General features: G+C 66.3%; 25 protein-coding genes and 1 pseudogene. 14 read left to right on the forward strand and 12 right to left on the reverse strand.

Annotated features, from left to right (window positions below; translation table 11 throughout):
* Positions 1–20 precede the first annotated feature (20 nt).
* Genes VB738_RS06580 through VB738_RS06600 form a run of 5 tightly spaced genes read left to right on the forward strand, consistent with a single transcriptional unit; the run spans position 21 to position 4,117 of the window.
* Positions 21–503: a F0F1 ATP synthase subunit B' gene (locus VB738_RS06580; protein ID WP_323304989.1), complete on the forward strand. Its 483-nt coding sequence runs from the start codon at positions 21–23 to the stop codon at positions 501–503.
* A complete protein-coding gene (locus VB738_RS06585) occupies positions 500–1,027 on the forward strand; it encodes a F0F1 ATP synthase subunit B (RefSeq protein ID WP_323304990.1) in 528 nt (175 codons plus the stop codon). Before VB738_RS06580 ends, VB738_RS06585 begins: the two co-directional genes overlap by 4 nt.
* Entirely contained in the window at positions 1,027–1,575 is a 549-nt protein-coding gene (atpH, locus tag VB738_RS06590) for an ATP synthase F1 subunit delta (RefSeq protein WP_323304991.1), read from the forward strand. The genes VB738_RS06585 and atpH overlap by 1 nt, the downstream gene beginning before the upstream one ends.
* 60 nt (positions 1,576–1,635) lie before the next feature.
* On the forward strand, positions 1,636–3,153 hold the full coding sequence (gene atpA, locus VB738_RS06595) for a F0F1 ATP synthase subunit alpha (RefSeq protein ID WP_323304992.1): 1,518 nt from the start codon (positions 1,636–1,638) through the stop codon (positions 3,151–3,153).
* Positions 3,154–3,166: 13 nt separating this feature from the next.
* On the forward strand, positions 3,167–4,117 hold the full coding sequence (locus tag VB738_RS06600) for a F0F1 ATP synthase subunit gamma (RefSeq protein ID WP_323304993.1): 951 nt from the start codon (positions 3,167–3,169) through the stop codon (positions 4,115–4,117).
* Here VB738_RS06600 and VB738_RS06605 read toward each other — a convergent pair.
* From VB738_RS06605 to VB738_RS06640, 9 genes are all read right to left on the reverse strand, one after another.
* Entirely contained in the window at positions 4,068–4,499 is a 432-nt protein-coding gene (locus VB738_RS06605) for a PPC domain-containing DNA-binding protein (protein ID WP_323304994.1), read from the reverse strand. The genes VB738_RS06600 and VB738_RS06605 overlap by 50 nt on opposite strands.
* 20 nt (positions 4,500–4,519) lie before the next feature.
* Positions 4,520–5,548, reverse strand: a complete 1,029-nt coding sequence (locus tag VB738_RS06610) for an HD-GYP domain-containing protein (RefSeq protein WP_323304995.1) — start codon at positions 5,546–5,548, stop codon at positions 4,520–4,522.
* 197 nt (positions 5,549–5,745) lie between these two features.
* The gene (locus tag VB738_RS06615; protein ID WP_323304996.1) at positions 5,746–6,153 is read right to left on the reverse strand and encodes an MGMT family protein; all 408 of its coding nucleotides are present in this window, start codon (positions 6,151–6,153) and stop codon (positions 5,746–5,748) included.
* A 6-nt stretch (positions 6,154–6,159) separates the two neighbouring features.
* Positions 6,160–7,140 carry an NAD(P)-dependent alcohol dehydrogenase gene (locus tag VB738_RS06620; protein ID WP_323304997.1) on the reverse strand — a complete coding sequence of 327 codons (981 nt, stop codon included), beginning with the start codon at positions 7,138–7,140 and terminating at the stop codon, positions 6,160–6,162.
* Positions 7,137–7,853 carry a DUF4336 domain-containing protein gene (locus tag VB738_RS06625; protein ID WP_323304998.1) on the reverse strand — a complete coding sequence of 239 codons (717 nt, stop codon included), beginning with the start codon at positions 7,851–7,853 and terminating at the stop codon, positions 7,137–7,139. The genes VB738_RS06620 and VB738_RS06625 overlap by 4 nt, the downstream gene beginning before the upstream one ends.
* 21 nt (positions 7,854–7,874) lie before the next feature.
* Entirely contained in the window at positions 7,875–8,495 is a 621-nt protein-coding gene (locus VB738_RS06630; protein ID WP_323304999.1) for a glutathione S-transferase family protein, read from the reverse strand.
* A gap of 1,235 nt (positions 8,496–9,730) precedes the next feature.
* A complete protein-coding gene (locus VB738_RS16440; protein WP_416233155.1) occupies positions 9,731–10,285 on the reverse strand; it encodes a type II toxin-antitoxin system RelE/ParE family toxin in 555 nt (184 codons plus the stop codon).
* Positions 10,230–10,541, reverse strand: a complete 312-nt coding sequence (locus VB738_RS06635; protein ID WP_323305000.1) for a hypothetical protein — start codon at positions 10,539–10,541, stop codon at positions 10,230–10,232. Before VB738_RS06635 ends, VB738_RS16440 begins: the two co-directional genes overlap by 56 nt.
* Before the next feature lie 103 nt (positions 10,542–10,644).
* Positions 10,645–11,538 carry a sterol desaturase family protein gene (locus tag VB738_RS06640; protein ID WP_323305001.1) on the reverse strand — a complete coding sequence of 298 codons (894 nt, stop codon included), beginning with the start codon at positions 11,536–11,538 and terminating at the stop codon, positions 10,645–10,647.
* Between the two features lie 148 nt (positions 11,539–11,686).
* On the opposite strand from VB738_RS06640, the gene VB738_RS06645 reads away from it, so the two are divergent.
* Both VB738_RS06645 and VB738_RS06650 read left to right on the forward strand, forming a co-directional pair.
* Positions 11,687–12,409: a response regulator gene (locus VB738_RS06645; RefSeq protein WP_216909479.1), complete on the forward strand. Its 723-nt coding sequence runs from the start codon at positions 11,687–11,689 to the stop codon at positions 12,407–12,409.
* On the forward strand, positions 12,406–13,776 hold the full coding sequence (locus VB738_RS06650; RefSeq protein WP_323305002.1) for a HAMP domain-containing sensor histidine kinase: 1,371 nt from the start codon (positions 12,406–12,408) through the stop codon (positions 13,774–13,776). Before VB738_RS06645 ends, VB738_RS06650 begins: the two co-directional genes overlap by 4 nt.
* 132 nt (positions 13,777–13,908) lie before the next feature.
* On the opposite strand, the gene VB738_RS06655 is transcribed toward VB738_RS06650, so the two are convergent.
* Both VB738_RS06655 and VB738_RS16445 read right to left on the reverse strand, forming a co-directional pair.
* Positions 13,909–14,085, reverse strand: coding sequence for a hypothetical protein (locus tag VB738_RS06655; protein WP_323305003.1), 177 nt, complete (start codon positions 14,083–14,085; stop codon positions 13,909–13,911).
* Positions 14,086–14,768: 683 nt separating this feature from the next.
* Positions 14,769–15,683: pseudogene (locus tag VB738_RS16445) on the reverse strand (integron integrase).
* Positions 15,684–15,780: 97 nt separating this feature from the next.
* Between VB738_RS16445 and VB738_RS06675 the strand changes: the two are divergent.
* The 4 genes from VB738_RS06675 to VB738_RS06690 are packed head-to-tail and all read left to right on the forward strand — an operon-like array spanning position 15,781 to position 18,174.
* The gene (locus VB738_RS06675; protein ID WP_323305006.1) at positions 15,781–16,518 is read left to right on the forward strand and encodes a TIGR02466 family protein; all 738 of its coding nucleotides are present in this window, start codon (positions 15,781–15,783) and stop codon (positions 16,516–16,518) included.
* Positions 16,519–16,559: 41 nt separating this feature from the next.
* Complete coding sequence (locus VB738_RS06680) at positions 16,560–16,913, forward strand: 2Fe-2S iron-sulfur cluster-binding protein (RefSeq protein ID WP_323305007.1); 354 nt, start codon at positions 16,560–16,562, stop codon at positions 16,911–16,913.
* A gap of 8 nt (positions 16,914–16,921) precedes the next feature.
* Complete coding sequence (locus tag VB738_RS06685; RefSeq protein WP_323305008.1) at positions 16,922–17,119, forward strand: hypothetical protein; 198 nt, start codon at positions 16,922–16,924, stop codon at positions 17,117–17,119.
* On the forward strand, positions 17,116–18,174 hold the full coding sequence (locus tag VB738_RS06690) for a DUF3326 domain-containing protein (RefSeq protein ID WP_323305009.1): 1,059 nt from the start codon (positions 17,116–17,118) through the stop codon (positions 18,172–18,174). The genes VB738_RS06685 and VB738_RS06690 overlap by 4 nt, the downstream gene beginning before the upstream one ends.
* 6 nt (positions 18,175–18,180) lie before the next feature.
* On the opposite strand, the gene VB738_RS06695 is transcribed toward VB738_RS06690, so the two are convergent.
* A complete protein-coding gene (locus tag VB738_RS06695) occupies positions 18,181–18,687 on the reverse strand; it encodes a DUF1993 domain-containing protein (protein ID WP_323305010.1) in 507 nt (168 codons plus the stop codon).
* 182 nt (positions 18,688–18,869) lie between these two features.
* Between VB738_RS06695 and VB738_RS06700 the strand changes: the two genes are divergently transcribed.
* The 3 genes from VB738_RS06700 to VB738_RS06710 all read left to right on the forward strand — a co-directional run bounded on the left by VB738_RS06700 (position 18,870) and on the right by VB738_RS06710 (position 23,250).
* Positions 18,870–19,442, forward strand: coding sequence for a peroxiredoxin (locus tag VB738_RS06700; protein WP_323305011.1), 573 nt, complete (start codon positions 18,870–18,872; stop codon positions 19,440–19,442).
* Between the two features lie 127 nt (positions 19,443–19,569).
* Positions 19,570–20,829 carry a hypothetical protein gene (locus tag VB738_RS06705; RefSeq protein ID WP_323305012.1) on the forward strand — a complete coding sequence of 420 codons (1,260 nt, stop codon included), beginning with the start codon at positions 19,570–19,572 and terminating at the stop codon, positions 20,827–20,829.
* 339 nt (positions 20,830–21,168) lie between these two features.
* Complete coding sequence (locus VB738_RS06710) at positions 21,169–23,250, forward strand: putative bifunctional diguanylate cyclase/phosphodiesterase (protein ID WP_323305180.1); 2,082 nt, start codon at positions 21,169–21,171, stop codon at positions 23,248–23,250.
* Position 23,251 lies beyond the last annotated feature (1 nt).

A 23,251-nucleotide genomic window follows, 5' to 3' on the forward strand; every position in this document is an offset into this window, starting at 1 on the left:
ACCGCCCGCCTTATTGCCCCATGACCAGCTGGCTTCTGCTTGCCGAGGCAGGTGCGACCGCAGGGTCGCCCGAGGGAGGTCTGTTCGACCTCGACGCCACCCTGCCGCTCATGGCGCTGCAGGTGGTGATCCTCACCTTCATTCTCAACAGCCTGTTCTTCCGACCGGTCGGCAAGGCCGTGGAGGACCGTGAGGGCTACATCTCCACCAGCCGGACCCAGGCCAAGGAGAAGCTGGCCCAGGCCGAGCGCCTCGAGTCCGATCTCAAGGAGCAGCTCAAAGGGGCCCGCCTCGAGGCCCAGAAGGTGATTCTCGAGGCGGAGCAGGATTCCGATCGTCTCTACCGTGAGGCCCTGGCCGTGGCCCAGGCGGACGCGATCGCGAGCCGCGAAAGCGCCCGCAGCAAGATCGATGCTCAGCGCGCCGAAGCCCTGAGCGTTCTCGAGGCCGATGCCGACAGGCTCGCCGACCTCATCGTCGACCGTCTCCTGACCGCCTCATGATGACCTCCACCCTCCCGTCACTGCTGGCGAGCCACGGCAGCTTCGGCCTCAATTTCGACATCTTCGAGACCAACATCATCAACCTGGCGATCGTCATCGCCGGGCTGGTGTGGTTCCTGAGGGGCTTCCTCGGGGGCATCCTGGAGCGTCGCCGCGAGCGGATCCTGGGGGAACTCAAGGACGCCGAGGAGCGGCTGAATGCGGCCACCGCCTCCCTTGCCGAGGCCCAGAAGAGCCTGGGTGAGGCCCGCAACCGCGCCGAGAAAATCCGCGCCGACGGCAAGGCCCGCGCCGAGGCCATCCGTTTCGAGAGCGAAAAGCGCACCGTCGAGGAGATGGCACGCCTGAAGCAGGACTCCCAGTCCGACCTGGATTCAGAGGTTTCTCGTGTCAGCCGGCTGCTGCAGCGCGAAGCCGCCGAGATGGCCATCGCCAAGGCCCTGGTCAGCCTGCCCGGCCGCCTCGACGCCAGTGCCCAGGCCCAGCTGATCGATCAGTCCATTCAATCGATGGGGAACGCCTGATGCCTCTGCTCAACACCATCACCACCCCCTACGCCGACGCCTTCCTGCAGGTGTGCGACGCCAACGGTGACACCGAGGCGGTGATTGATCAGGCCCGGGCGATCCTCGCCCTCTGGCACGACTCCAGCGACCTGCGTGAGGCGATGGCCTCCCCGGTCCTCGAGGTCGAAGGCAAGAAGGCGGCACTCGAGCAACTCTTCGGCAAGGACATCTCCCCCTCCTTCCTCAACCTGCTCAAGCTGCTGGCCGACCGCCAGCGCATCGGCTTCCTCGATGCCGTCCTGGAGCGGCTCCTGGATCTCTACCGCGAGCAGAACCAGATCGCCCTGGCCACCGTGACCTCGGCGAGCCCCCTCAGCGAGGACCAGCAGGCCCTGCTCGCCGAGAAGGCCAAGGCCGTGGCCGGCACCGACAAGGTGGAGATCAGCCTCGCGGTGGATCCTGCCCTGATCGGCGGATTCGTCCTCAGCGTCGGTTCCCGGGTGATCGACGCCAGCCTCGCCGGTCAGGTGCGGCGCCTCGGCCTGACGCTCGCCAACGTGAGCTGACGCCTCCCTCCCTCCCCTCCTCTCCTCACTTCATCGCCTCCCCTCCGGGGACTCCCACCCATGGTTTCCATCCGCCCCGACGAGATCAGCGCCATCCTCAAGAAGCAGATCGCCGACTACGACAAGTCGGTCTCTGTGAGCAACGTCGGCACCGTCCTGCAGATTGGTGATGGCATCGCCCGGGTCTACGGCCTCGAGCAGGTGATGGCCGGTGAGCTGGTGCTGTTCGAAGACGGCACCGAGGGCCTGGCGCTGAACCTGGAGGACGACAACGTCGGCGTCGTGCTGATGGGCGAGGGCCTGGGCATCCAGGAGGGCAGCACCGTCAAGGCCACCGGTCGCATCGCCGCCGTCCCGGTGGGCGACGCCATGCTGGGCCGGGTGGTGAACGCCCTGGGCCAGCCGATCGACGGCAAGGGGGAGATCGCCACCACCGAGACCCGCCTGATCGAGTCGATGGCGCCCGGCATCATCCAGCGCAAGTCGGTGCATGAGCCGATGCAGACCGGCATCACGGCCATCGACGCCATGATTCCCATCGGCCGGGGGCAGCGCGAGCTGATCATCGGCGACCGCCAGACCGGCAAGACCGCCATCTGCATCGACACGATCCTCAACCAGAAGGGTGAGGACGTGGTCTGCGTCTACGTGGCCATCGGCCAGAAGAACGCCTCGGTGGCCAACGTGGTGGAAGTGCTGCGCGAGCGCGGCGCCCTCGACTACACCGTGGTGGTGGCCGCCAGCGCCTCGGAAGCCGCGGCCCTCCAGTACCTGGCCCCTTACACCGGCGCGGCCATCGCCGAGTCCTTCATGTACAAGGGCAAGGCCACCCTGGTGGTGTACGACGACCTCACCAAGCAGGCCCAGGCCTACCGCCAGATGTCCCTGCTGCTGCGCCGTCCGCCCGGTCGTGAGGCCTACCCCGGCGACGTCTTCTACTGCCACAGCCGCCTGCTGGAGCGGGCCGCCAAGCTCTCCGACGCCATGGGCAAGGGCAGCATGACCGCCCTGCCGATCATTGAGACCCAGGCCGGTGACGTCTCGGCCTACATCCCCACCAACGTGATCTCGATCACCGACGGCCAGGTGTTCCTCAGTTCCGACCTGTTCAACTCCGGTCTGCGGCCCGCCATCAACGTGGGCATCTCCGTGAGCCGGGTGGGCGGCGCCGCCCAGACCAAGGCCATCAAGAAGATCGCCGGCACCCTGAAGCTGGAGCTGGCCCAGTTCGACGAACTGGCCGCCTTCTCCCAGTTCGCCTCCGACCTGGACGCCGCCACCCAGGCCCAGCTGGCCCGGGGCAAGCGTCTGCGCGAACTGCTCAAGCAGCCCCAGTTCAGCCCCCTGATCCTGGCCGAGCAGGTGGCGGTGGTCTATGCGGGCGTCAAGGGTCTGATCGACGACGTGCCCGTGGAGCTGGTGCCCCAGTTCGCCCGCGGACTGCGTGAGTACCTCAAGAGCAACAAGCCCGAGTACATCAACAAGGTTCAGACCGAGAAGGTGCTCAGCGACGAGTCCGAAGCCATGCTCAAGGAGGCCATCGTCGAGGTCGCCTCCTCGATGCTGGCCGCCGCCTGAGGAGTCTCCACCCATGGCCAATCTCAAGGCAATCCGTGACCGGATCAGTTCGGTCAAGAACACGCGCAAGATCACCGAAGCCATGCGGCTGGTGGCCGCCGCCAAGGTCCGTCGTGCCCAGGAGCAGGTGCTGCGCACCCGCCCCTTCGCCGACCGCCTGGCCCGGGTGCTCCAGAACCTCGAGTCCCGCATGGGGTTCGAGGGAGCCGATTCGCCCCTGCTGGCCGAGCGCCGGCCGGTGGGCACCATCACCCTGCTGGTGGTCACCGGTGACCGGGGCCTCTGCGGTGGCTACAACGCCAACGTGATCCGCCGTGCCGAGCAGCGCTTCGCTGAGCTCAAGGGCCAGGGCTTCACGGTGGACATGGTGCTGATGGGCCGCAAGGCCATCACCTACTTCACCAACCGCTCCTACCCGATCCGGGCCACCTTCACCGGCCTGGAGCAGGTGCCCACCTCCCAGGAAGCGGGCGAAATCGCCAACGAAGTGCTCGCCGAGTTCCTCTCCGCCAGCACCGACCGCGTCGAGATCGTCTTCACCCGCTTCATCAACCTGGTGAGCTCCCAGCCGGTGGTCCAGACCCTGCTGCCCCTGGATCCCCAGGGCATCGCCAGCTCCGACGATGAGATCTTCCGTCTCATCACCCGCGACGGTCGCCTCGGGGTGGAGATCGGCAAGGTGGAGAACGCTGAGCCCGCCCTGCAGCCGGACTTCGTGTTCGAGCAGAGCCCGGAGCAGCTGCTCAATGCCCTGCTCCCCCTCTACCTGGCCAACCAGCTGCTGCGCTCCCTCCAGGAAGCGGCCGCCAGCGAACTGGCCAGCCGGATGACGGCCATGAACAACGCCAGCGACAACGCCAAGGCGCTCGCCAAGACCCTCACCCTCGACTACAACAAGGCCCGCCAGGCGGCCATCACCCAGGAGATCCTGGAAGTGGTGGGTGGCGCGGCAGCGATGGGCTGACGCTCAGCTCCAGATGGCCGGTGGCGGCATCCCGCTCCCGGCCCAGCTGCCAGCCTTCCGGGCAGAGCAGCAAGATTTCCATCGTCGTCCGCACGCGGCTTCCGTGGCAGAGGTGGCCCCCCACGGTGCGTCCCTCGGCGTCGGCGACCACCAGGTGCAGGTGGGCCCCATCCCTGCTGACGCTGCCCGCCAGCGTGATCACCTCCTGCGGACCGGCCAGCACGACCCCTTCGCCCTGATCGGCGAAGCGCAGCAGCGGACTTTCCAGGCTGCCGATCCCGCAGATGATGAAGCCGCAGAACTGCGGATCCGCCTGAGCCCACCGTTCGAGCTCGCCCCGCAGATCCACGCCCGGTGGCAGTCGGAGGGGGCGAAAGCTCATCGGAGGTTGGCCCTCAGGTCTCAGGATCCGCAGCGGTAGCCCTTCTCGCGGAAGACCCGCAGGCAGGCGTCCACCACGACGGGGTCGTAGAGCAGGCCCCGGTTGGTCTTGATCTCCCTGAGGGCGGCCTCGCTGCCCAGGCCGGCCCGGTAGGGGCGGTGGGCGCACATGGATTCCACCACGTCGGCGACGGCCACGATGCGGGATTCCTGTAGCAGTTGGTCCCCGGTGAGGCCATGGGGGTAGCCACTGCCGTCCATCCGCTCGTGGTGTTCGAGGACGATGCGGGCGATCGGCCAAGGGAAAGCCACGTCCTTGAGGATCTGGAAACCGGCCTCGACGTGTTCCTTGATCAGGTCGTACTCGTGGCGGGCCAGCCTGGTGGGCTTGCAGAGAATCTCCGCCGGAACGGTGATCTTGCCGATGTCATGGACGGAGGCCGCCAGCCGCACGGCCTCCAGCTCCCTGGCCGAGAGGCCCAGATCCGTCCCGATGGCGACCGCCAGGTTGGCCACCCTCTTCTGGTGGCCGGCGGTGTAAGGGTCCCGCATCTCCGCCATCCCCCCCAGCACCGTGACCAGCTGCCTGTAGAGCAGCTCCTGTTCCCTGAGGGTGTGGCTCCACCCCGCCTCCGCGAGCTCCCTGGCAACGAAGCTGCCCAGACGGGTTGCGATCGTGTCGAGCAGCAGCCGCTCCTCCGCCAGGAAGGGTCCTTCGCTGGCCGCTTCGAAAGGCTCGGTGTAGCCCACGTCCACCGTGCCGTAGGCCGTGTCGTTGACCCAGATTTCCGCCGACTGCACCGACGGACAGCGCTCCAGATCGCCCGTCTGGTAGCAGCGGTCGCCCCGCCGGATTCTGGCGACGGTGCTGGCGGGATGCAGCCAGGCCGCGGGGATCGTCGCAACGATCGCCTCCAGCATGTCATCGAGGCTGCCCTGGCTTGTGCTGATGATGGATTCGATCTGCTGAAGACAGTGGAGCTCCTTCATCCGTTCGGTGAGGGCCTGCTCCAACGGCAGCGACAGACCGGTTCCTGAGGGGGGTGCCACGGTGTGGGTGGCCGAGCAGCCGCCACAGGAACAATTCCCATTGTCATGGCTACGCCTACTCCCATTCCCTGTGGCATTCCCTATGGAGGGGCCGATGGATGCGTTCATATCGCCCTCGTTCCCGGAGGAACAGATCAGCACGATGCACCGGCGACGGCGGTCGTTGCCCTTCTGTTTTTCTTTACGCTACTCCTATGTCAGCAACCACGCACGTCCGGTGTCGCTGACGTGTGCTGGACGCGGCGCTCCTGGCGGGGAATCCCGTGGGGCAGCGCGCCGGCCGGGAGCATCACCGTCGCCAGTGGCGACCGCACGGCATGGCCGACCACGTCGACGCCTTCCCGTTGCAGCAGCTGGGCCTGGGTGTCGCCGTTGGGATCGCGCTTGGGCACGCCCAGGCTGCCGTCTCCTGACACGACGCGATACCAGGGAACGTCCAGCTTCGTGCTGTCATCCAGCTGGCTGAGGATGTAGGCGACATGTCTGGGCATCACCGCCAGATGCTCCCCGATGGATTGGTAGGTGGTGACTTTCGACTCGGGAATCGTCGCGACGATCCTGAGCACCTGATCCTTGATGCGCGCAAAAGCCTCGGACTTCGCCATGGGTGACTAGCTCGGCTCGCGCACGGAGATGATGACATTCCCCTTCTTTCGTCCCGTGTCGACATAACGATGGGCTGCCACGATCTGCTCAAACGAATAGATCCGATCGATCACCGGTTTGTACTCCCCCGTCTGGGCCAGGGCGGCAAGTTCGCGCAGATCCTCGAGCTTCACGGACGCCGGTCCGGCGATCACGGTCCGGCCGGATGTCAGCGACACCCACAGCCCCTTCAGCATGTCCGGCAGTCCGGCCAGCACCAGCAGCAGACGCCCCCCCGGCTTCAGGGAGCGCCGGCAGCGCGCGTACGGCGCCGTGCCGACCGTGTCGACGATCACGTCATAGGTCTGGCCGTCGCGGCTGAAGTCGTCCCGGGTGTAGTCGATGGCCTGGGCCGCCCCCAGGGAGCGCACCAGTTCGAGGTTCGCCGTGCTGCACACCCCGGTGACCTCTGCTCCCATGTGCCGGGCCAGCTGGACAACGGCCGTGCCCACCGCTCCGGAGGCCCCGTTCACCAGCACCCTCTCGCCGGGTCGCAGCTTGGCCCGGCGCAGGAAATCCAGGGCCGTCGTGCCGCCGAAGCAGAGCGCGGCGGCCGTTTCGTCCGTGAGGCCGGGTGGCGTGGCCACCACCATGCCGTCCTGGGGCAGGCAGAGGTACTCGGCATGGCAGCCCATGCCCATGTCGCTGAAGGCGAAGACCCGCTCCCCCACCTGAAACCGGCCCACACGCGGGCCCACCGCGGCCACGACCCCGGCCAGCTCCGAGCCGAGGACGGGCTGCCTGGGTTTCCGCAGACCGAACACCAGCCGCATGATCAGGCCGAAGCCCGTCGGCACCGTCTGGCTGCGGAGGCGCCAGTCGGCCGATGTGACCGTGGTGGCATGGATCCGGATCAGGATCTCCTCGGCCTTCGGGGTCGGTGTCGGCAACTCCTTGATGCGCAACACCTCGGGTGGTCCATAGCGCTCGGCGAGGACGGCTTTCATGGCAGGGGGGATCCGAGAAAGGAGGCATAGGACCTGGCGAGGGCTTGCTTGCCGCCCGTTTCGACCACGGCGCCGTGGGCCACGATCACCCGGTCGAAGTCCCACTGCAGGACAACCTGCATGGCCCTGCGCAGCGAAGCCCGCTCGGCGGTGGCCAGGCGCTCGAGAATGGAGGGCTCCAGCCGACCGTAACCGCCGCCGATCCGCGTGAGGCAGCGGGTGAGCCAGGGGGCGGAGGCGTCGAAGTGGAAGGCGCTGTCCGTCAGGACGAGGGTCCGGGTTGGGGTGTGGCAGAAGGCCACCTCGTGCAGCGGCGATGGGCCGGTGGGCCCCAGGGTGTGGAGCCCGCTGAGGCTGCACAGCCGCAGCTCCGGCCATGGCGACGGGGCTGCGGTGTCAAGCAGGTGGTCCAGTTCCAGGTGGGGGCACTTCTGCCTCAGCGCGGGCGGCCCCCAGACGGTGGCCTGGGGAAAGCGCTGCTGGAAGGCCTGGAGATACAGATGGTGGAAGGCGTTGGGCGCCACGATATCGGTGACGACACCGATGGCGGCCAGGTCCTGTTCGAGCTCAGGGGTTGGCTGAATCGGCGAAAGAATCACCAGCCGGTGGCTGTTCTCCAGGCGGAAAACGCTCATCCGGGTGCCGATGCTCAGGCCGAAGTAGGTCTGCGGCGCCTCGGCCACCCAGAGATCCTCGGCGAGGCGCCGCAGCATGGGGGATCCCGACGAGCGGGTTCAAGCTAGGGGAGTCCAGTTGTGGATGGTGATGTGTCCTGGCTGGGAACGCACCCGGGCCAGCCATTCCCGGATGGCGGGATAGGCGCCCAGATCGAATCCTCCCTCCCCGGCCACGTGGGTGTAGGCGTACAGCGCGATGTCGGCGATGCCGTAGCGCTCCTCCACGAAGAAGCCGCGACGGCTGAGGTGCCCCTCCATCACCTGCAACGCGGCATGTCCGAGCGCGTGCTTCTGCCGCAGGAGGTCCGTCTCGAATGGCGTCAACGGGATTCCGCGGATCGACAGCCAGAACCGCGCCGTCGCGATGGCCGGTTCGTGGCTGTACTGCTCGAAGAACATCCACTGCAGCACCTGGGCCTGGGCCAGCGGGCCGCGGGGCCAGTACGCGGTGTCCTGGGCCAGCCAGTGGAGAATCGCGTTCGATTCGAAGAGGAACGTGCCGTCGTCCAGTTCGAGCACGGGGATGCGGCCGTTGGGATTCATCTCCAGGAAGCGCGGAGTTCTGGTCTCCCCCTTGAGAACGTCGACGGGGATGTACCGATAGGGCCGCTCCAGGTGCGAGAGCAGCAGCCGGACCTTGTAGCCGTTGCCGGAGGGCGGATAGTCGAACAGCTTCATCGCCGTGCCGCCGTCATCGGGGTCGCCGATCCAGCGCCATGACGACGATCGCGGTTGGCGGGGAGGTCATCGGGAGCAACGGCAGGAGAGACCACAAGGGGAGCGGACGGTCGTGGCGCCCAACGTACCGGTTCATCCGTGGCGACTTTGTTTTCGATTGCCCCTACTCCTCATCCATCGGGTGCAACCGGGTTGTTGGCTTGCGCTGCTGGGCGCTTGTCCCCCGCCTCTCTGAGCCGCTCCTGGGGTGATTCTCGACAAGACAAAAACGAATGCCTTCTCCCTCAAAACGCTCAAATCAGTCAACATCTAGATTCACGCGACGATTGCAAACCTCTTGCTCTACCTGGCATCACAGAACTTTGTCACAAACGAATCCTAAATCAATTACCCCGTTCATCAGGAAGCAAGCGCAACACTATAAACAATTTGAGAAGCAGTGGCAGTGTTTCGGGCAATTCAACTTCAATAGCCGACCACCCCCACGGTCCTAACCTTCGAATCCGAACCGAACCAAGATCCTGATTATCAGAAATGATACGAGAGTCTTGCCATACATACACTTGATGATCGTACTCTAGGACTTGGGATGGAGGTAGGGACAGCATTTTCAACGTCATGGATGCGACACAGGTTTTACCCTGTCTAAGCTCATAGCGATTGTGGATGGGAAATCCTCTTCCTACCATCCTCAACGTTTTTCTCTGAATCATCAGCCTGCCTTGGGAGGTCCAAAAGCTAAATGTCGCTCTGGCGACTTCCTTGTTGTCGATAAAAATGCGATACCCACACAGACTAGGATGAATTCTGAGCATTTTCAGATGAACTCTGAGCTTGGCCGTAATGTTGAAAAGAAGGCAAGCTCGGTGATTGCGTTTGCGTGATGGAATTCTCCACAGTCTACCCCAAAGGCACCCCTGCACTCAATGTTCGACCACCAAAGATGCCGGTTCCAACGATAAGTTGGCCATGTTCCCCAGCAGGATGGTCATGCAGATACTTTGTTTCCAGAATTTAGAGGAAGCAGCGCAGCTCCGCCATCAGTCGGATACCGATGCAGTTTGCTGGTGAACACGCTGGAGTAAGTCTCCTTCCATGTCCGGTCTTGAACTTCAAAGTATTTTGGCACTTCGTCCAACTTTTGTCACGCTCAAGATCAGAAGCGGGCGAGCCAACTTGCGCATTGCCGACTTCCTCCGCTCCCGTCTTCTGTATCTTGATGTTAGAAGGTCCACTCATCGGTAGACATCTCTTCTATGGCCAGCCTTTACAACTTCGACAACACGCGCCTGATCATCGACGGCGTACATGACCCTATAGTTGCCTTGACGGACACGATAAAGGTTGGGCCTTCCCGCCAGCTTTTCAGACCCTGACGGTCTCGGTTGAGTGGCAAGTGACTTGATCCTATCAATCAATCGAGTGAGCGTCGCCTTGTCAGATATCGCCCGGATGAGGAGTTCATCGTTGGGCTGGGGGCTGCGCTGGAAGTCCTCACCCCCGATGAGCACGACACCCTGATGACGTCTGGATCGCCCTTCGCCATGGAGCTGAGGCGCGATGCGCGCTGGGTGTGGTCTCGGCGGCCGGGAGGGGCAACAGCGACTGAGGCCAAGCTGGGGAAACCCCATGAGAGTGCATCCATGGATCGATATGTTCCATTCGGCTCTCCTTGGACTCCCGAGCATTCCATGCCATTGCGAGGCTGACGCCCATCCATCGTTGCGATGACCACTACTGGGCCTGGGCCTCAATTTCCTGTTTCGAAACGACGCCATCACCGTTCTCATCCGTCATGTTGAAGGCCCGGCTATACATGCCGAAGCGTCGGATCCTGGGCGCCCGGCCGAGGCCTTGGTCTGCGTTGAGATTGACGAAGGTCTTGAATTCAGCGAAATCGAGTTGCTTGTCCTGATTGGCGTCAGCCTTGAGGAAATTCGCCTGGGCCTGGGCGCGTTCGGATGAGGCGGTTGCCGGCAAGACGAGCGCCATCCACAGGGCTGTTGCCGAGGCAAGACGGGTGGCGAAAGACCGTTTGGTGTTCATGGTGTTAACTCCAAGGAGATTGGCTGAGGTTGGCCGTTGGAGGGCGGCAGCCGCTGAGGAAGACAGACTGATCGCCGATGGCTTTGGATGCGAACTCAAACGATTAGATGGAATGTTGTCCAGCACCTGGGGGCCCAAACAGGATGGAAAGCCGTTGTTTCCAGCCGGACTTCGCTGCCCTGAACTCAGCGAACATGGCCAGCCACTCGCCAAACACGATCTTGAAAGGATTGAGCGTTCTGGCTTGGCCGGCAAGTCCGTAGCGGAGCGTTTCCTTGGCCGGCTGCTCCGTGAAGGTGCCGAAGAGCCGGTCAAAGACAATCAGTGTCCCACCAAAATTCTTGTCGAGGCAAGTTTCGTTGCAGGCATGGTGAAGCCGGTGATGGGACGGGCTGTTCAAGATCCATTCCAGGAACCCAAGGCGTGGCAGCCACTCGGAATGGATGAAGAACTGGTAGCCGAGGTTGAGGCTGAGAGCGATCACAATGGCGATCGGGTGGAACCCAATCAGAGCCAGCGGGACATAAATGAGATAGTGACCGGATAATCCCGCCGTCCATCCGAGCCGAATGCCAGCGGTCAGATTGATCCGGGTGGAGGAGTGGTGCACCGCGTGGGTCGCCCACAACCAGCGCACCTGGTGGGAGGCGCGGTGATGCCAATAGTAGACAAACTCCACGATCACAAAGAACGCGATCCAGGCCAGTGGTGACACCAGATCAATGTCGAAAAGTCGATGGTTGTAGGCCAGGAAGAGGGGCACCGAGACGACTGCGGCCTCCATCGTCCGGATGATCTGGTGGCCGAATGCGATCACGAAGGACGCTGCAGTTTCATCGATGTCATGGGTGTCGACACGGGCGAAGCGGCTGGCGGTGTACTCCAGTGCCATGAGCCCGACGACGATGGCGAGTAACAGGGGCCCCAATGCAGTGCGGGCGGCCGCAATCGGACTGGGATCAACCATGGGATTCTCCACGTGGTGCGAGGTGGCCACACCAAGAAGGTAAGAGGCCAACTTGACGGGGGGTTTTCCGTGTGGATGCGTTTTGCGGAGATTTGTGGCCAGACTTTGTCAGTTTGTGCATGAGCCACACCAACGCCTGCCGAACGGCTACAGAGGGTGCACCTCGCCGAGCCTGGGGATGGGCGCAGAGCCAACCAAGATCCTTGTGGTCGATGATGATGACGATATCCGAGGGCTCCTCATCGGCGTCCTGAGCGAGGAGGGGTTTGCCGCCAGGGGCGTTCCCGATGCGGGACGCATGGACGCCGCCATCGCGCTCGAGCGACCCGACCTCGTCATCCTCGATCTGATGCTCCCCGGTGAGGACGGCCTGTCAATCTGCCGGCGGCTGCGCGCGGCCTCGTCAATTCCCGTGATCATGCTCACGGCCCGAAGTGCTGAAGTCGATCGCATCGTCGGACTTGAACTCGGTGCCGATGACTATGTGACGAAACCGTTCTCCAAACGGGAACTGGTGGCCCGGATTCGATCCGTGTTGCGCCGTGGCGGGCCGCCGGCAGGACGCAACCCGCCCCAGGAGGTGCTCCAATTCAATCAATACACGGTCCATGTGAATGCGCGACGTCTTTCGGATTCATCAGGACGTGACATTGCACTGACCAGCGCTGAATTTGATTTGCTTGTCTGCTTTGTCCAGGCACCCCAGCGTGTGCTTTCGAGGGATCTGCTTCTCGAGAAGGTCCACCAGCGCCGTGGGGATCCCTTTGACCGGTCCATCGATACCTTGGTGTCGCGGCTGCGGAAGAAGATCGAAGCGGCCAGTGACAACGAACGGCTCATCGCCACGATCCGAAGTCATGGCTATCTGTTCACGCCAACGGTGCAGGTCGTGTCGGGATGAAAACGTCCCATCTGGTTCGCCTCGGCCTGACCCTTGTGGTCACACTGCTCACGATCTCCGTGATGGCCGCGGCCTATGTGCTGCGGCGGTCGCCCATCAACGCGCAGGCAACGATTCCCTCGCCGGCCAAGGTGGCGGCGATGGCTGATCTGCTCGACGGGCTCTCCGACGAGGCGCGGGCGAAGATCCTGCCGGCGCTGTCGACTCCGACCCTCGAAGTCACGCTTGAACCCCATGCCGGGCCCGCGCTCAGCCCTGCGGCGCCGGCAGAGCGGCCACTGAAAGAGCTCGCAGCTGCCTACCGGGCGGCGATGCCGAACCGTGCCATCGGGCTGGATGTCTGGCGACCCGGGCGGCCGATGGACGACCTGCCACCGCTGCTGCGCAGCGCCGATGAAAGACGCGTTCTGATCACCACCTTGGACCGCAACACGCTGCTCGTTCTGCGATCCCGGGAGCTGTTTCCGGTGACCAATTTCGGCTTACCCCTCGGCTTCGGCGCCGGGCTGGTGGGGACGGTCTTCGCCACGCTGATGCTGGTGTTCCTGTTGCGTCAGATCCGACCGCTGGAAGAGTTGGCGCGTGCCGTCGACAGCATTGATCTGAACGCTGACCCCCAACCGATCAGGGACGTGAGGTCAGCGGCGCCTGAGATCCGCGCCCTCGTGGGAGCCTTCAACCGGCAACAGGAGCGACTGTCGCGACTGTTGCAGGCGCGCCTTGCCCTTGTCGGCGGTCTCCAGCACGATGTAAGGACATTGGCCACCAAGGTTCGGCTGCGTTTGGAGAACGCGCCCACCTCCCAGGGTCTGGACCATGCCATCTCGGACCTCGACGACATGGTTCGCCTGCTGGATGATGCCCTGCTCGCCACCCAAGGTACCGAGACAGCGACGGAGGATGGTCTCGAACTGGTCGACATCCACGCCTTGCTGAGCCTGGAACTGGAGGCTCGACCGGATCAGTGCGTCAGCCTCGACGGGGTTGGGGACGGGCCGACGCCTCGGCTCTACGTGCTTGGGAACCGCCTCGCCCTGCGTCGGGTTTTTGCCAACCTGATCGACAACGCGCTGAAGCACGGTCACCTGGCGCGGATCGGGGTGGCCAGGATGCCGCCTGATCGGGTCGTGGTGACCATTGATGACCGCGGTCCCGGCATTCCAGCGGCGATGCGTGACTTGGTGCGCGAGCCGTTCGTGCGGCTTGAGCGTTCGCGGGCGCGAACGACCGGCGGCTCCGGGCTTGGACTCGCCATTGTCAGCAACCTTGTGGCCCGTCACCATGGCCACTTCACGATTGCGGACGCACCTGGGGGCGGTGCAAGGGTCACCGTGGAACTGCCGCAGTTCCGGGCTGATCGGGCTTGATGCCCACGGTGGTCGGGCGCCATCTGCAGTGAACACGCCCAGTGCACTCCAGCGCCTCGCTTCGTTTAGCTCAGGCCTCGCCCGTCTTCACCCCACTGGACTTGACGTGTATCCCGAGTGCTCAAACAGTCCTCATGAGAACTTCCCTACCAGCCTGATTTTTTCAGGACCAGCCCATTGAAATGCAAGCGCCACACGCCTGATTAGATCCTCCCCAAGCTGCGCACCGCTGAGCAGCTCCTCAACCAGGTCCTGGTGATGTATTTCTTTAACCGCTGATGGCTTAATAGAGAAGCTATAGTCGGCCACTATCTCTTAGGCTTGTGACAAACTGCTCGAAGCTAGAGCTTGACTCAGCTTGCCTTTGATCAGCGTTTTTCAAATCATCAGCATCTTTGGCCAATGTCATGCGCACCGCTTCGTTGACCATGTCCGAAATTGAGCGGTTACATGCTGCAGCTCTTAGGCGCAGTGCACGATGTACTTTCGCGTCAAAGTATATTGGTGCCCCGTTTTCTTTCATACATTCCTTAACCTTAGCGCTTTGACGTCAGAACGTCAGGGCTTCCTGCTTTTCTCTGATCCTTCTAACAACTAAATGGGTGGTTACGTGATGCACGCAAAGGGCTTCGCAGGTTGCCGCCTATGCAGAGGACAGTTAGGCCGTACGTCGGAGCGGGCTTGGCCGTGACTGGGTTCCTTGCCATCCTTGCTCGTTGACTTGCATGCATCTCGTAGCCGTTATGCACCTAGAAAAACTCCTTGGCAAGGGTCGGTGCCTCTGGTGGGTCCAAGCGCTGGCCCTCCGTCTGGAGCGGGTTGCTGGTCTGCTGCCCATGCAGCCACCATTCGCCGTGGATGTCCTTCAAAGCGGTTCCCTGGTCCCTGTTTCGGCATCCCCGGCACGGTGAGTGGCGAGCTCCATGGCTCCGGCGATGCACCTTGCTCGTCCTGGAGGTGGTTTGCCGCAGCGCACGGCAGCGACGTCCGGCTCACAGCAGGTCGGCGGGGCTGCGCACGCCGCAGGGGCCGCGGTTGAGCATGTGCGTGTAGATCATCGTGGTGCGCACGTCGTTGTGGCCGAGCAGCTCCTGAATGGTTCGGATGTCGGCGCCTCTCTCCAGAAGGTGCGTGGCGAAGGAGTGGCGGAAGGTTGGCAGCTCACCCGTTTCGGGATCCTCGTGGCCTGCACCGCCCTGCGCACCTCTTTCTGCACGATGGAGGCATCGAGGTGGTGCCGTCCTTCCCTGCCATTGGATGGATCCCGCCAGCGGCGGCTCTGGGGGAAAACCCATTGCCAGCCCCATTCCCTTGCCGCATTTGGATACTTGCGCTCCAGCGCATGGGGGAGCAGCACCCTCCCCCAGCCGGCGGCGAGGTCGCCGCCATGCACCTGGCGCACCTGCTCCAAGTGCACTCCGAGAAGATCCACCAGCCGCTCCGGTATCAGGGTGAGGCGTTCCTTGTCGCCCTTGCCGCTGCGCACCGTGATCTGCCGGTGGCTGAAGTCGAGATCCCGCTCCCGTACAGCAGCGACACCACGAGGCCCGTGGTGCCTTCCAGCTGGCTGAGCACCAGCTGCACTTCCGCCGGCGTCATCACCACCGGCAGCCGCCGTCGCACCCGGGCGCGCACCACCCCAGATAGGTCGCCCGGATCCGTCCCCAGCACGTGCCGATAGAGGAACAGCAGCGCCGAGAGGGCCTGGGTCTGGCTGGAGGCGCTCACCCCCCCCCCCCTTCCACCGCCAGGTGCGTGAGGAACGCATTGATCTCCTCCTGCCCCATCTCCCGGGGCGGCCGCAGTTTGTGGAAGCGCAGAAACCGTCGCACCCATTGCTCGTCGGTCCCGGCGGTGCGGCGGGCGTAGTGGCGCACGGCCAGTTCTTCCCGCAGCTTCTCCAGCAGGCGCGGCGCTCGTCACGGGGTGGTGGTGGGTGGCGGCTGAATGGCTCGGTGTCGGACCCTTGGGGCAGCATTCCCTGGCCCGGACGCTGCTCCCCCCATGGCTGAGGCCACCACCCCCGCCGCCCTGGCGATCGAGCCCCTGTTCCCGATGGCCCTGGGCCGGGTGCAGCTGGCGCCCGATCCCCTCGACACCGCCCTGCTGCTGCAGCGGGTCCTGGCCCTGCGGGAGCAGGACCCCAGCGAGGAGGGCGTCGCCTGGACCGGGGATGTGCGCGGCGCCGGGGAACTGCACCGTGACCCCCTGTTCGCCCCCCTGATCGGTCGGCTGGCGGGCCATGCCTGGGCGTATATGGCGGCGCTGGGGTTCGATCGCCGGCGTCTGGCGCTGCACGTGCAGCGCAGCTGGCCGGTGGTCAGCGAGGCCGGCGAGCAGGTGGGGCGCCACCACCACCCCAACGCCCATCTCAGCGCCATCTATTACCTCAATGGCGACGGCAGCGGCCGCAGTGGCTGCCTGCGCCTGTTCGCCCCCCGCCAGGTGAACGAGCTGGTGCCGGGGCTGGCGGTGGGCCAGGACGGGCCGATCGGGGCCGATGCCGTCCTCAACCGTCCCTGGCATGACGTGGCGCCCAGGGCAGGGCTGCTGCTGCTGTTCCCCTCGTCGGTCGACCATGCGGTGCTGCCCAACGAGGACCCGGACGACACCCGCTTCTCGCTCAGCATCGACTTCCTGCTCACGGCCCCGGCGAACGCTCCCGATCCGGGCGAGTACCTCGCCCCCCACCCCGGCCGCTGGCTGGCGATCGGGGAAGATGGGATCGAGCCGGGAGCCTGAGCCGCCCTGCCGCCGCCGCCCCTTCCCGACCCCCATTCCCCGTGTCCGAGACCACTCCAGCGACCACCCCAGAGCTCCCCGTCTTCCAGATCAGCGCCAGCCTGGATGGCGCCTCGTACAGCTTTCCCTGCCGCAGCGACCAGACGGTGCTGAGCGCCGCCGAGGCGGCCGGGGTGCCCTTGCCCAGCTCCTGCTGCTCGGGCGTCTGCACCACCTGCGCCGCCCTGCTGCGCAGCGGCATGGTGCACCAGCCCGATGCCATGGGCGTGAAGGCCGAGCTGCAGGAGAAGGGCTTTGCCCTGCTGTGCGTCTCCTATCCCCTCGCCGACCTTGAACTGCTGGCCGGCCAGGAGGACGCCCTCTACGAGGCCCAGTTCGGACAGTTCCAGAAGTGAGGGTCCTGGTGCCCCTCGAACTGTGGCTGCAGGCGTCCCCCGGCCCCCTGCTGCCCCAGCTGCGGCAGGGGCTGGCGCGGGAGGCCCGCCGCCTGGCCGGTGAGGGCGCCGAACCCCTGCGCTGGGCGATCACCGCGGTGGATCCCCGCCGCGGCCTGCGGCTCGAGGGGATCGTGGTGGCGCCGGCCCCCGCTCCCGGCCCTTGAGCGCGGCGGCCCCGCCCCTGCCCACCCTGCTGGTGATCCCCACCGGGGTGGGTTGCGCCGTGGGTGGCTTCGCCGGCGACGGCCTGCCGGCGGCCCGGCTGCTGGCGGCGGCCAGCGGCTGCCTGATCACCCACCCCAACGTGATGAACGCCGCCTCCCTCTACTGGAGCGACCGGCGCCTGCACTACGTGGAAGGCTGGAGCCTCGACCGCTTCGCCGCCGGAGAGCTGGCCCTGGCTCCGGTGCCCAGCCAGCGGGTGGGCGTGCTGCTGGATGCGGGCATCGAAGCGGAGCTGCTGCTGCGCCATCGCCAGGTGATCGACGCCTGCCGCGCCAGCCTGGGGTTGACGATCGGCCCGGTGCTCAGCACGGATGGACCCCTGGAGGTGAGCCTCTCGATCGGGCCCAGCGGCAGCAGCTGGGGCACCCTCGGCCGGCCCGATGCGCTGCTGCGGGCCGGTGAAGCGCTGCGGGACGCCGGGGCCACGGCGATTGCCGTGGTGGCCCGCTTCCCCGACGAGCCCGGCAGCGACGCCCTGGCGGCCTACCGCCACGGCACGGGGGTGGATGCCCTGGCCGGGGCGGAGGCGGTGATCAGCCACCTGCTGGTGCGCCACCTGGGGCTGCCCTGTGCCCATGCCCCCGCCCTGGCGCCCCTGCCGCCCGACCCCGCTCTGGATCCGCGGGCGGCGGCCGAGGAGCTGGGCCACACCTTCCTGCCCTGCGTGCTGGTGGGCCTCAGCCGGGCCCCCTCGCTGCGGCCCGAGCCGGCCAGCGGCAACGGGCTGCTGCACGGCGCCGATGTGGGGGTGGTGGTGGCACCGGCGGGAGCCCTGGGGGGGGAGGCGGTGCTGGCCTGCGCCGAGCGGGGCGTGCCCGTGATCGCCGTGGAGGGGAACCCCTGCCTGCTGCAGGTCAGCGGCGAGGCCCTGGGGCTGTCGGTGATCCCGGCCGCCAGCTACGCCGAAGCGGCTGGGATCGTGCTGGCCCTGCGGGAGGGCCTCGATCCGGCGGCGCTGCGGCGACCCCTGCCCCAGACCATGGGCAGGGGCTGAGGGGGCTCAGGGCTCGCCGAGGAAGTCACGCTTGCCCAGTTCCACGCCGTTGTGGCGCAGGATGTCGTAGGCGGTGGTGACGTGGAAATAGACGTTGGGCAGCACGAAGAACAGCAGGAAGCTCTGGCCATTGAAACGGAGGGTCTCGCCGCGGATCGGCAGTTCGATCGGTTTGGTTTCGGTGCCGTCGATCTGCTCGGCGGAGAAGCCCTCCAGGCTGGCGACGGTCGTCTCGATGCGGCCGATGAGGTCGTCGAAGGAGGCTTCGTGGTCCTCCATCGATACGCTCTCCACCCCCGCCAGCCGGGCCAGGCCGCGGCGGGCGATGTCGGTGGCGATCTGCACCTGGCGCACCAGGGGGAACATGTCGGGGTAAAGGCGGGCCTGGAGCAGCACGTCGGGATCGATTCCCCGGGATTCGGCGTGTCCCGCCGCCTTGGCCAGGATCCCCGCCAGGTTGCGCAGGCTGCGGGCCAGGGGCGGAACGGCCGCCTCGAACATCGAGAGGGACATGGCTGGGGCGAGGGCCGGAGCAGGCGGGTCGGACTGTAGGCCGGTCGACCGGGTGGCCGGGGACCGTCGATGAGCAGAAACACTCAGCCGGTTTCCACCCTAAGGCGGATCGATTATGAGTTAAGCTCTCTTCGATCGCTGCTCCGGGCGGCGCGTCGTCAAGTCGTTCTTCACACATTCACATGGCTGCCATCGAAAAGGTCCCCAGCGTCGTCTTCAAGACCCGTGTGCGCGATGAATCCGTGCCGGGCCCCAACCCCTTCCGCTGGCAGGACCTGACCACCGACGACATCTTCAAGGGCAAGAAGGTGGTGGTGTTCTCCCTTCCCGGTGCCTTCACCCCCACCTGCTCCTCCAACCACCTGCCCCGTTACGAGGCTCTGTACGAAGAGTTCAAGGCCCATGGTGTCGACAGCATCGTCTGTGTGTCCGTCAACGACGCCTTCGTGATGTTCCAGTGGGGCAAGCAGGTGGGCGCCGACAAGGTGTTCCTGCTTCCCGACGGCAACGGTGAGTTCAGCCGCAAGATGGGCATGCTCGTCGAAAAGGGCAACCTGGGTTTCGGTGCGCGCTCCTGGCGCTACTCGATGCTGGTCAACGACGGCACCATCGAAAAGATGTTCGTGGAGCCCGGGCTCGAGGACAACTGCCCCACCGACCCTTTCGAGTGCTCCGACGCCGACACGATGCTGGCCTACCTGAAGGGCACCGCCCCCGCCGGCGTCTCCGCCCCCAGCCGCGAGTTCGTCGGCTGAGCCTCCCCCAGGGCTGAGCTCCCCACCCCCGTTCCGTCCGCGGATCGGGGGTTTTCTCTTTCCTCGACGCTGCCCTGCCGGCGTCGCCTCGCCACCATGAGCCCATCGGACGACGGCGGGCGAAGCAGTGGGCGAGGCAGTGGGCGAAGCAGTGGGCGAGGCGGGGAACAGTGCCATCTCCACGACCACCTTCCGTTTCCGGCCCCTGGGCCCCGGGCGATTCGTGGTGGCGGCGTTCCTCTTGCTGTGGCTCTGCGGATGGCTGGCGGGGGAGGTGTTCGCCCTCTGGATCCTCTGGAAGCTGGTGGGCGCATTTCTCGCCAGCGGTGAAGGGGCCCTGCCGGTGGCCCTGTTCCTGCTGGTGTGGCTGGGCCTCTGGAGTCTCGGTGGCGCCGCCGCCCTGCGTGCGCTGCTGCGGGCGCTGTGGTCGGAGGACCGGTTGACTCTCGCGGCGGACGGGATGCTGGAGCGGCAGGTGCAGCGGGGACCCTTCCGCCGTCGGCGGGTTTTGCCCCTCCGGGAGATCCGCCGCTTCCAGCTGCGACGAGCGGACGTCGGCGGAGGGCCGCTGGTGGCCGAGTTGTCGGGGGGCAGCCTTGACATCACCCGACTCGGCAGCCTGCGGCAGCGGCAGGAGGCTGCCGATCAGCTCAACCGGCGGCTGGGCCTGCGCCCCCTTGCCGAGGACTCCTCCCGCCCGGCCAAGGTCAGGGTCCCGGCGGCGACGGTCCTGCCGGCGGGCTGGCGGGAGATCACCCCTTCCTTTGGCACTCCGCTGCTGGTGCCTGACCCGGCCCTGCGGCAGCGGCATCGGCTGGTGATGGGCCTGGTCAACCTGGTGCTGTGGGGGCTGCTGGCCCTGCTCCTGCGCAGCGGCCCCGCCTGGCCGGGGTTCTGGGCCCTGGGGATTCCGGTGGCGCTGCTGGCCTTGGTCGGTGGCTGGGGCCAGATGTGGCTGGCCTTCGGGCGCCTGGAGTGGCGGCTCGAGCCACGGCTCCTGGTGCTGCAGCGCCGTTTCGGTCGGCGCCTGCGCACCCTGGGGGAAGCCCGGGCCCTGGAGCTGGTTGAGCGGGTCGATTCCGATGGCGACCGCTCCTACCGCCTCCAGGCCCTGCGGCCCCCCGATCCGCCCCTGCGGGTCGACGACCATGCCGCCGATCCCACCCCCCTGCGCCACCTGGGGGCCTGGCTGGCGGCACGCTCCCACGTGCCCTTCGACGACCGGGTGCCCAGCGAGGAGCAGCGGCGGCAGCAACGCCGCGCTGAAACGCAACGACTCCTCCAGCAACTGGCCGGCTCAGGGCGGCTGGGCCGCTGGGCGGCCCGGCAGCTGGAGCGGGCCGAGGCCGCCGGAGCTGACGTGGCGCCGCGGCGGCCGGACATCTGACCGGCCCAGATCCTGCCGGGATGAACCAACCGTTGGCACCAACATCTGCCGGGGATCGATCGCATCTTCCGGTGCCAACGGCGGACCCGTCACGCTGCCTGAAGTGGCAAGAACGGCTAGCATTTTTTGAGTGATCCCTGGAGATTTGCCGCACAATTGCTTCTTGGCCTCAGTGCTTCTGCCCCGGATCTGCATCACGCCCCATGGAGATGGTGAACGTTTTCGATGGGTTTCTCAGACACCTTCCCCTTTCTGCATCCTGTTTCCCGGCAGAGAAAACGCAAAAAGGTGATCAGCGATACTGCCGGTAATTGTGAGCCTCTGCTGGAGAGGTTGACGGTGATTCCTGAGCCCCAGGGGTCCCCACTCCCGTCGGCCCCCCTTGCGGCTCCGGGCGCGGCGGCCTGTCGCCAGCCGATCCTCGATGCCCTGCCGGACCCGTTCCTGATGCTGCGGCCCGAGAGGGGCGTCGCCGGCACCATCACGGACTTCATCTGCACCTACGCCAACGCAGCGGCCTGCCGCTTCCACGGCCACCCGCCGGACCGCATCGTGGGGGCGCGGCTGCTCGATCTCCATCCGTCCCAATGCCCCAGCGACCTCTTCGAGCACGGCCTCCGGGCCTTCGAGGCGGGCCAGGCCGTGGAGGTCCCGGCCTCCGGCCGCCCGGGTGATGCCCCGGGGGCCCCGCGCGCCCTGCGCCTGTTTCCCGCCGGCGGCTGGCTCTGCTGCCTCTGGAGCGGGGCGAATGAACCGGCCGACCTTCGCCTGCGGCTGTCGGAGCTGGAGCGGCGCCATCGCCTGCTGGCCGGCCATGCCTCGGATCTGGTGATCGAAGTGGATGCCGATCACCGGATTCTCTGGGTCTCGGAATCGGTGGAGGCGCTCCTGGGCTGGTCACCCCCCGCCCTTGTCGGTCGACCCGCCATGGCCTTCGTGCACCGGGATGACCGCTGCCGGGCCGTGCGCGCCGGCCTCGGCCTTGGCGACCGGGGCCGCTTCGAGGGCGAGCTGCGGATCCGCCGCGCCGACGACGGCTGGTGCTGGATGGGGGGCTGCGTCCGGCCGGCGCCGGAGGGGGGCGGCGGGGCCTGGGTGCTCTGCCTGCGCGACATCCAGGACCGGGTGACGATCCGCACCGAGCTCGACCACAGCCAGCGCCACGACGCCATCACCGGCCTGGCCGTCCGCAGTGTCGCCCTGGCCCGGATCCGCCAGGCCCTCGATCGCCAGGCGGGCACCGGCTCGATCCTGGCGGTGCTCAGCATCGGCGTGGACGGCCTCACCCAGGTGAACGATGCCCTCACCCATGCCGGCGGCGACCAGCTGATCGCCTTCCTGGCGGGGAGGATCGTCCGGGAGATCGGCGAGCCGGACCGGGTGGGCCGCGGCACCGGCGATGAATTCATCGTCCTGCTGAGCGATCTGGCGTCCACCGCCGAGGCCGCCCACATGGCCGAGCGGATCCTCACGGCCTGCCGGGCGCCGATCACCATCGGTGGCCAGCCCATCGATCCCACCGTGAGCATCGGCATCGCCACCTCCGCCGCCGGAGCCCTCCCGGACGAGCTGCTGCGGGACGCCAGCCTCGCCATGCGTCAGGCCAAGGCCCGCGGCCGCAATTGCTTCGCCCTGCTCGACGACGCGCTGGCGACCGAGGCCCACACGCGCCTGCTGTTCGCCGCTGAGATCCAGCGCGGGCTGGTGATGGAGGAGTTCGCCGCCTGGTTCATGCCGATCGTCTGCTTCGAGACCGGCGAAGTCACCGGCTACGAGGCCCTGGCTCGCTGGGTGAGGCCCGATGGCCTCGAGGTCGGCCCGGCCGAATTCCTGCCCTGCGCCGAGCGCCGTGGCCTGATCGTCCGGATCGACCGGCTGGTGCTGCGGCAGGCACTGGCGGCCCTCTCCCGGCTGCCCGATGGACTCACCATGGCGGTGAACGTGTCGGCGGCCACCCTGGCCCAGCCCGACCACCCCCAGCTGGTGGCCGAAGCCGTGCAGGCCGCAGGGGTGAGCCCGGCGCGGCTGCACCTGGAGGTCACCGAGACGGCCCTGCTCACTGTCACCGACCGGATCCGGCAGCAGATGCAGCAGCTCGCCAGCCGTGGGGTCCGCTGGTATGTGGATGATTTCGGCACCGGCTACTCCTCGATCAGCCATCTGCGCGACCTGCCCATCGCCGGGCTGAAGCTGGACCGTTCCTTCACCTGTGCCATGCGGGCGAAGGACACCAAGAGCCTGCGGCTGTCCCAGGCGCTGGTGGGCGTGGCCGAAGGACTGGAACTCGACACCGTGGCCGAGGGGGTGGAAACCATCGAGGAGGCCCGTCTGCTCACCTCCCAGGGTTGGCTGCGGGGCCAGGGCTGGCTCTACGGCAAGGCGGCCCCCCTGGCGCCGCAGGCTTTCTCCGGACGGCGCTGAT

The organism is Cyanobium gracile UHCC 0139 (genome assembly GCF_034931325.1).
GTDB classification, from domain to species: Bacteria; Cyanobacteriota; Cyanobacteriia; order PCC-6307; family Cyanobiaceae; genus Cyanobium; species Cyanobium gracile_B.

Coding starts and splice junctions, on each gene's coding strand:
- VB738_RS06615 (WP_323304996.1), bottom strand. CDS start 6,153: ATGGCGAAGTCCGAGGCTTTTGCGCGCATCAAGGATCAGGTGCTCAGG.
- VB738_RS06605 (WP_323304994.1), bottom strand. CDS start 4,499: ATGAGCTTTCGCCCCCTCCGACTGCCACCGGGCGTGGATCTGCGGGGC.
- VB738_RS06585 (WP_323304990.1), top strand. CDS start 500: ATGATGACCTCCACCCTCCCGTCACTGCTGGCGAGCCACGGCAGCTTC.
- VB738_RS06650 (WP_323305002.1), top strand. CDS start 12,406: ATGAAAACGTCCCATCTGGTTCGCCTCGGCCTGACCCTTGTGGTCACA.
- VB738_RS06635 (WP_323305000.1), bottom strand. CDS start 10,541: ATGAACACCAAACGGTCTTTCGCCACCCGTCTTGCCTCGGCAACAGCC.
- VB738_RS06675 (WP_323305006.1), top strand. CDS start 15,781: ATGGCTGAGGCCACCACCCCCGCCGCCCTGGCGATCGAGCCCCTGTTC.
- atpH (WP_323304991.1), top strand. CDS start 1,027: ATGCCTCTGCTCAACACCATCACCACCCCCTACGCCGACGCCTTCCTG.
- VB738_RS06630 (WP_323304999.1), bottom strand. CDS start 8,495: ATGAAGCTGTTCGACTATCCGCCCTCCGGCAACGGCTACAAGGTCCGG.
- VB738_RS06700 (WP_323305011.1), top strand. CDS start 18,870: ATGGCTGCCATCGAAAAGGTCCCCAGCGTCGTCTTCAAGACCCGTGTG.
- VB738_RS06645 (WP_216909479.1), top strand. CDS start 11,687: ATGGGCGCAGAGCCAACCAAGATCCTTGTGGTCGATGATGATGACGAT.
- atpA (WP_323304992.1), top strand. CDS start 1,636: ATGGTTTCCATCCGCCCCGACGAGATCAGCGCCATCCTCAAGAAGCAG.
- VB738_RS16440 (WP_416233155.1), bottom strand. CDS start 10,285: ATGAGAACGGTGATGGCGTCGTTTCGAAACAGGAAATTGAGGCCCAGG.
- VB738_RS06600 (WP_323304993.1), top strand. CDS start 3,167: ATGGCCAATCTCAAGGCAATCCGTGACCGGATCAGTTCGGTCAAGAAC.
- VB738_RS06625 (WP_323304998.1), bottom strand. CDS start 7,853: ATGCTGCGGCGCCTCGCCGAGGATCTCTGGGTGGCCGAGGCGCCGCAG.
- VB738_RS06620 (WP_323304997.1), bottom strand. CDS start 7,140: ATGAAAGCCGTCCTCGCCGAGCGCTATGGACCACCCGAGGTGTTGCGC.
- VB738_RS06695 (WP_323305010.1), bottom strand. CDS start 18,687: ATGTCCCTCTCGATGTTCGAGGCGGCCGTTCCGCCCCTGGCCCGCAGC.
- VB738_RS06580 (WP_323304989.1), top strand. CDS start 21: ATGACCAGCTGGCTTCTGCTTGCCGAGGCAGGTGCGACCGCAGGGTCG.